Raw genomic sequence first — 468 nt, 5'->3', positions numbered from 1 at the left:
GCAAATCTTGGCGCTGGGCAAGGACGCCGCCAGCAGCCTGGAGATCAGCGGCCAGTTGAACAACCAGGGCAAGATCGCCGGCAATGCCGGGCTGGATATCAAGGCTGCCGATATCGACAACCACGGTGGCACCTTGCAGTCGGCCGGTGAGTTGAAGCTGGAGAAGCAAGCCAGCCTGAACAACGACGGCGGCCACATCATCGCCAAAGACCTGAACCTGAAGGCGGACACGCTCAGCAATCAGGGCGGCGAAGTCTTCGCCCAACAAGCGTTGGACGCCCAGCTGCGGCAGTTGAATAACGCCAAGGGCAGCCTGATTGGCTCGCAAAGTCTGAGCCTTAGCGCCAGCGATGTGCTGCGCAACGATGGCCTGCTCGGCAGCGATGACCAGTTCAAGCTGACGGCCGGGCAGTTGGAGAACGGCGCAGGCCTGATCCAGGCGGGCAAGGATTTGCAACTGACGGCGGC

1 protein-coding gene is annotated in these 468 nt (G+C 62.0%); it reads left to right on the top strand.

Annotation, left to right across the window (positions count from 1 at the left end; translation table 11 throughout):
* A partial coding sequence (locus tag ACODSD_RS24775) for a hypothetical protein (RefSeq protein WP_488878611.1) occupies window positions 1–468 on the top strand: 468 nt, incomplete at both ends.

It is taken from the genome of Chromobacterium sp. FG22 (assembly GCF_057809415.1).
Note: the sequence above shows the minus strand (reverse complement) of the source record. Positions and strands in the feature narration are given on the sequence as shown.